The sequence below is a fragment of the Clostridium sp. DFI.5.61 genome, from assembly GCF_024462915.1.
GTDB lineage: Bacteria > Bacillota > Clostridia > Oscillospirales > Oscillospiraceae > Lawsonibacter > Lawsonibacter asaccharolyticus.
In genome coordinates this window covers 1-5,768 of the sequence record NZ_JANGBZ010000100.1, presented here as the reverse complement: position 1 = coordinate 5,768, position 5,768 = coordinate 1, and the positions used below count along the sequence as shown (strand labels likewise).

Here is a 5,768-nt window from a genome sequence, read left to right as displayed (position 1 = left end):
CGGAGCAAGCGTTATATCGCTTGCTCCGATTTTTATTGAAATTAGAGTGCGCTCACCCGGCGGCCCCGTTTTGACTCTGTCAGCTCCTCCGTCCGGGACGGGGAGGGACTGGGTCTGTGTGGACGGTGCTTCGGCATTGCGGGTCGGTCCGCCTTCTGCGGGGTCCCCCACGCCCTCCCCGGTCTGCGGCTCAAAAGCGGTCCAGCACCGGCTTAAAAAGGATGGGCCGGAAAAGTCCGGCGGCTGTTCAGCCCTCCCGGATGGGACGGCCCCAGCGTTCTCCGTTCTCCTTTTTGCCTTTCGCCATCGGGCCCTCTGGAGCACAGGTCAGGAAGTTTGATACACGGTCCGGGGTTAGTATCTCCCCTCCTTTTCCTCCTATGTGTGTTTAATCAATGGAATATTTGACCAGACTATATCATACCTTTCATTGACAAGGGACAAGACCAGCCGTGCCCCGGTGTGCCGGGGCCGAAAGGAGGACAATCTCATGGCGGAAGCGGCCCGCATGTTTTCCCTGCGCCGTCTGGAGCGCGCTGACAATGTGGAGCGGCAGGAGCTCCTGACCTCTCTGGCCCACACCCGGGCCCTGATCCAGCAGGCCTACCGGGGCTTCAACAGTGCGGAGGACGGAGATCTCATTGAATCCTACGTTTTTGAGATCAATGCCCTCCAGTCCCGGTACAACTATCTGCTGCGCCGGGTCAAGGAGCTGGAGGCCCAGCCATGACCGGCTCCCTGGCCGGGGCCTGGGGCGTGGCAGTTATGGTGGCGCTGGCCGCCCTGCTCCTGCTCCACCGCCCGCTGGGCAGGCTGCTCCGGCTGGCGGTGCGCTCTTCTGTGGGGCTGGCAGCGCTGGCCCTGCTGAACCAGATCGGACTGGGGCTGGGGGTGAACCTGGTCAACGCCCTGATCCTGGGTGTGCTGGGTGTCCCTGGCCTGGGCCTGCTCCTAATGCTCCAGTGGGTCCTGCGGACCTGAGGGCCCGGTCCCTATGTGAAATAATCCCATGGACCCATCTCATTTCTTCATGCCGCCTCTGCAGCCTTTCATGCAGGGGCGGCATTTTTCCCACTTTTTTCCCGTTCTCTCCCCGGATTTTGCAGCTTTTTTCCCCATATCCTGCATTTGAAAATTATTTTCCAAAAAACGCGGGCTTTTTTATCCCAAAAGGCCTCTTTGGGGACGGACGGGGGCATTGACAGAGAAATTTTCCTTCACTATAATAGGGATACATTGTCATTTTTGTTTCCCTTCCCCTGTGCGGGAGCAGAGCTGGCAAGATCTTAATTTGAAAGGGGCTCTCCCAAAATGAGCGACCAGCGTGTTTACAACTTCTCCGCAGGACCTTCCATGCTTCCCCTGTCCGTCCTTGAGCGTGCCGGGGCCGAGATCACCAACTACCATGGATCAGGAATGTCTGTGATGGAGATGAGTCACCGCTCAAAGGTGTTCATTCAGATCTTTGAGGAGACCCAGGCCAAGCTCCGCCGCCTGATGAAGGTGCCGGACAACTATAAGATCCTGTTTCTCCAGACCGGCGCCACCGGCCAGTTCTCCATGATCCCCCTGAACCTGATCGGCAAGACGGGCAGGGCGGACTACGCCGTCACCGGCAACTTCTCCAACCTGGCCTACAAGGAGGCCCAGAAGTACGGCCAGATCAGCCTGGCCGCCTCCTCCGAGGACCGCAACCACACCTATATCCCCAGCCAGGACCAGCTGAAGCTGGACCCGGAGGCCAGCTACTTCTATTACTGCGCCAACAACACCGTCTACGGTACCGAGTGGCAGTATGTCCCCGAAACCGGCAGCGTCCCCCTGGTGTGCGACATGTCCTCTGACATCCTCTCCCGCCCCGTGGACGTCTCCAAGTTCGGCATCATCTACGCCGGCGCCCAGAAGAACATGGCCCCCGCCGGCCTGACCGTGGTCATCATCCGGGAGGATCTGGCCGGCCACGAGCTGCCCTACACCCCCGTGATGATGAGCTACAAGGCCATGATCGACAAGGACTCCATGTACAACACCCCGCCCTGCTGGTGCATCTACATGCTGGGCCTGACCCTGGACTGGCTGGACGAGCAGGGGGGCATCGAAGGCATGGAGCAGGTCAAGCACGGTAAGGCCCAGATGCTCTACGACTGCATCGACAGCTCCAAGCTGTTCACCTGCGCCGCCGAGAAGCCCTTCCGCTCCGATATGAACGTCACTTTCCGCTCCGCCAGTGAGGAGCTGGACGCCAAGTTCGTCAAGGAGGCGGCCGAAGCCGGCTTCGTCAATCTGAAGGGGCACCGCAAAGTGGGCGGCATGCGGGCCTCCATCTACAACGCCGTCCCTGTGGAAGGCGTGGAGAAGCTCTGTGACTTCATCCGGGCCTTCGATAAGGCCAACTGAGGCCCTGTTCCCATTCGATCTTCCGCTTGCAGACCAAACAGGGGGTGCTTCCATGGCCGCAAAAGAAAACAACCGCTTCGTCAAGATCTACGCCCAGGGTGCCCTGGTCCAGACCGAGATCTGGGTGGATACTGTCACCGGGGTGCAGTATCTCTTTCACCGGGACGGAAATGCCTCTGGGCTCACCCCGCTGCTGGGGCCGGACGGGAAGCCTGTGATCGCTCCCCAGTGATCCGCCCCTTCCATCAGAAATCAGGATTCGAGGTAATTGCCATATGTACCGCATCAAAACCATGAACAAGATCGCGTCCGCCGGCCTGGATCAGCTGGACAAGAGCCGCTTCCAGGTGGGGGAGGATGTGGAGAACGAGGACGGCATCCTGGTGCGCAGCGCCAAGATGCACGACTACGTCTTCCCGGATGCCCTGCGTGCCATCGCCCGGGCGGGCGCCGGCACCAACAACATTCCCATCGACCGCTGCTCCGAGTCCGGCATCGTGGTCTTCAATACCCCCGGTGCCAACGCCAACGCAGTAAAGGAGCTGGTCATCGCCGCCCTGCTCATCGCCTCCCGGGACATCGTCGGGGGCGTGGACTGGGTCCAGGAACAGGCTCATACTCCAAATGTGGATGTAGCCGCCGCCGTGGAGAAAGGCAAATCCGCCTTTGTGGGCCCTGAGCTCTACCGTAAGACCCTGGGTGTCATCGGCCTGGGTGCCATCGGCGCCCTGGTGTGCAACATTGGCCTGGACCTGGGGATGGACGTGTACGGCTACGACCCCTACCTGTCTGTGGACGCCGCCCTGCGGCTGGACCGCCATGTCCATGTGGTCAAGGACGTGAACGAGCTGTACAAGGTGTCTGACTATGTCACCATCCACGTCCCCTACACCAGTTCCACCAAGGACTTCATCAACGGGGACGCCATCGCCAAGATGAAAGGCGGTGTCCGCATTCTGAATCTGGCCCGGGGCGAGCTGGTGTGCGACCAGGACATGATCGCCGCCCTGGAGACCGGCCGGGTGGCCAAGTATGTCACCGATTTCCCCAACGACACCATCGCCACGGTAAAGAACGTCATCGCCATGCCCCATCTGGGCGCCTCCACCCCGGAGAGCGAGGAGAACTGCGCCGTCATGGCCGCCCGTCAGCTCCAGGATTACCTGGTCAACGGCAACATCCGCAACTCGGTGAACCTGCCCAATCTGGAGCAGGAGTGGAGCGGCATCTCCCGCCTCTGCCTCATCCACAAGAACGTGCCCGCCATGCTCACCAACATCATGTCCACCCTGTCCAACGACGGGATCAACGTGGAGAACATGACCAACAAATCCAAAAAGGACTACGCCTACACCATCGTGGACGTGAACACCCGCATCACCGACCAGGTGGCCAACGAGCTGCGCGCCATCCCCGGCGTGATCCGGGTGCGGGTGCTGAACCACTGATCTGCCGCCCCATCCGCTTTTCCTGCCCTCCGGCCCCGGCCGGAGGGCATTTTTTCTGTCAGAAATTTCTGAGCAAGCTGCCGGAAAAAGCGCACATACTGAACAGTGAGCGCGATGGGAAAGGCGGCGGTCATCATGTGGTGCAGGAAAAAATTTTTTAAATACTGGCGGGTCCTTGTGCCTGCACTGCTTCTGGCAGGCCTGTGCCGGCCCGGCCCAGGCCCAGCCGCAGAGACAGGAGGCGGCGGGTCGGTGACGGTGCCGGAGGAGCCCCCCCTGGTGGCTCTCACCTTTGACGACGGCCCCAGAACCTCCACCACCTCCCGCCTGCTGGACGGTCTGGCTCTCCGGGAGATCCAGGCCACCTTCTTCCTGGTGGGCGACCGCATCCAAGGTCAGGAGGCCCTTGTCCGGCGCATGGCGGAAGACGGCCACCAGATCGGCGTTCACTCCTACGATCACAGCTGCATCTCTGACCTCTCTCGGGCGGACTTCGACCTCCAGGTGGGCAGAACCCGGGGCGTCCTCTCCGCCGTGCTGGGCTCCGGTGACTTCTGGCTCCGCCCGCCCTACGGAATCATTGACGATGCGGGGCTCCGGTGGGCCGGCTCCCCCGTTGTCCTGTGGTCCGTAGACCCGGAGGACTGGAAGGACCAGGACACTGGGCGGGTGGTGGGCTCCGTCCTCAGCCATGTGGAGGACGGCAGCATCATCCTGCTCCACGACATCTACGACAGCTCAGTGGACGCCGCTCTCCAGATCGCGGATGCCCTCTCCGGGCAGGGCTACTGCTTTGTCACGGTGGAGCAGCTCCTCCAGGCCAAGGGAATCCAGCCCCAGGACGGGACTGTTTACCGGTGCGCAAAATAAAAATTTAACGCTTTTTTGTGTTAAAGTGTTGATTTGCGCCCCAAACCGTGGTACAGTGCTATCGTTCCCACAGACGCACTTTGGAATCGAGGAGATCGTTTATGAGCAGACAGATCGCGGTCATCGGCCTGGGCCTGATCGGCGGCTCCATCGCTATGGGGCTGAAAGAGTTTGAAGATTTTAAGCGGGTGGGGGTGGACGTAAGCCAGCCCACCCTTCGCTACGCCCTGGAGCAGGGAATTGTGGATCAGGTCTGCGAGGACCCCCGGGAGGCCCTGGCCCAGGCGGATCTGGTGTTCCTCTGCATGCATCCCCGGGGCATCCAGGAGTTCCTCTCTGAGCATCGGGACCACTTCCGCCCCGGCAGCCTGGTCACTGATGTATGCGGCGTGAAGGGCGCCATCGTGGATGCCGCCCGGACCCTGCCCTCCAGTGTATCCTTTCTAGGAGGGCACCCCATGGCAGGCACTGAATTTTCCGGCATTCAGCACGCCCTGCCCAACATGTTCCAGGGGGCCCACTACATCCTCACCCCGGACGAGGGGACCCAGCCGGAGCATCTTGCGCTGATGGAGCGGGTGGCCAGGCACCTGGGCTGTGCCGATGTGGTGCGCACCACCCCGGAGCAGCACGATGCCATCATCGCCTATACCAGCCAGATGATGCACATCATCGCCGTCTCGGTGTGCGACGACCCCAGCCTGTTCGCCTACCAGGGCTTCGAGGGGGACTCCTTCCGGGGCTGCACCCGGGTGGCCGCCCTGGACGTCCCCCTGTGGACCCAGCTCTTCTCCCTGAACGCTCCCGCCCTGACCCAGGCGCTGGAGACGTTGGAGGACAACCTTCGCCTCTACCGCCAGGTCATCCAGTCCGGGGACACCCGTCAGCTGGCGGACAAGCTGGCCTTCTCCGCCGCCCGGAAGCGGAAGATGAACCAGCTGGAGGCAGAACGGGGGGCCACCGGCCGGGGCGCATGACCAGCAGGCAGAGAGCCTGGGGAATCTCTTTCCCCACAAATGACAGCAGAGAGGCCCCCCCGGGGGGTCGGGGGGG

The 5,768-nt window shown here is 61.7% G+C and carries 7 protein-coding genes; all 7 read left to right on the top strand.

Annotation, left to right across the window (positions count from 1 at the left end; genetic code table 11):
- The first annotated feature begins 490 nt into the window (after positions 1-490).
- The 7 genes from NE584_RS18995 (at position 491) to NE584_RS18965 (ending at position 5,692) form a co-directional block, all read left to right on the top strand.
- Positions 491-730 (top strand): DUF2508 family protein, encoded by a 240-nt coding sequence (locus NE584_RS18995; protein WP_050623369.1) that lies wholly within the window; start codon positions 491-493, stop codon positions 728-730.
- On the top strand, positions 727-981 hold the full coding sequence (locus NE584_RS18990) for a pro-sigmaK processing inhibitor BofA family protein (protein WP_050623368.1): 255 nt from the start codon (positions 727-729) through the stop codon (positions 979-981). The genes NE584_RS18995 and NE584_RS18990 overlap by 4 nt, the downstream gene beginning before the upstream one ends.
- A 330-nt stretch (positions 982-1,311) precedes the next feature.
- Complete coding sequence (gene serC, locus NE584_RS18985) at positions 1,312-2,397, top strand: 3-phosphoserine/phosphohydroxythreonine transaminase (protein ID WP_256183512.1); 1,086 nt, start codon at positions 1,312-1,314, stop codon at positions 2,395-2,397.
- A 52-nt stretch (positions 2,398-2,449) separates the two neighbouring features.
- Complete coding sequence (locus NE584_RS18980; RefSeq protein WP_050623366.1) at positions 2,450-2,629, top strand: DUF6440 family protein; 180 nt, start codon at positions 2,450-2,452, stop codon at positions 2,627-2,629.
- A 43-nt stretch (positions 2,630-2,672) separates the two neighbouring features.
- A complete protein-coding gene (locus NE584_RS18975; RefSeq protein ID WP_050623365.1) occupies positions 2,673-3,845 on the top strand; it encodes a phosphoglycerate dehydrogenase in 1,173 nt (390 codons plus the stop codon).
- 177 nt (positions 3,846-4,022) lie between these two features.
- Complete coding sequence (locus tag NE584_RS18970; protein ID WP_256183511.1) at positions 4,023-4,715, top strand: polysaccharide deacetylase family protein; 693 nt, start codon at positions 4,023-4,025, stop codon at positions 4,713-4,715.
- Positions 4,716-4,816: 101 nt separating this feature from the next.
- On the top strand, positions 4,817-5,692 hold the full coding sequence (locus tag NE584_RS18965; protein ID WP_108980430.1) for a prephenate dehydrogenase/arogenate dehydrogenase family protein: 876 nt from the start codon (positions 4,817-4,819) through the stop codon (positions 5,690-5,692).
- Positions 5,693-5,768 lie beyond the last annotated feature (76 nt).

Excerpts from the sequence above, each read along its gene's own strand:
- NE584_RS18995 (WP_050623369.1), top strand. The coding sequence starts at position 491 with ATGGCGGAAGCGGCCCGCATGTTTTCCCTGCGCCGTCTGGAGCGCGCT.
- NE584_RS18990 (WP_050623368.1), top strand. The coding sequence starts at position 727 with ATGACCGGCTCCCTGGCCGGGGCCTGGGGCGTGGCAGTTATGGTGGCG.
- serC (WP_256183512.1), top strand. The coding sequence starts at position 1,312 with ATGAGCGACCAGCGTGTTTACAACTTCTCCGCAGGACCTTCCATGCTT.
- NE584_RS18980 (WP_050623366.1), top strand. The coding sequence starts at position 2,450 with ATGGCCGCAAAAGAAAACAACCGCTTCGTCAAGATCTACGCCCAGGGT.
- NE584_RS18975 (WP_050623365.1), top strand. The coding sequence starts at position 2,673 with ATGTACCGCATCAAAACCATGAACAAGATCGCGTCCGCCGGCCTGGAT.
- NE584_RS18965 (WP_108980430.1), top strand. The coding sequence starts at position 4,817 with ATGAGCAGACAGATCGCGGTCATCGGCCTGGGCCTGATCGGCGGCTCC.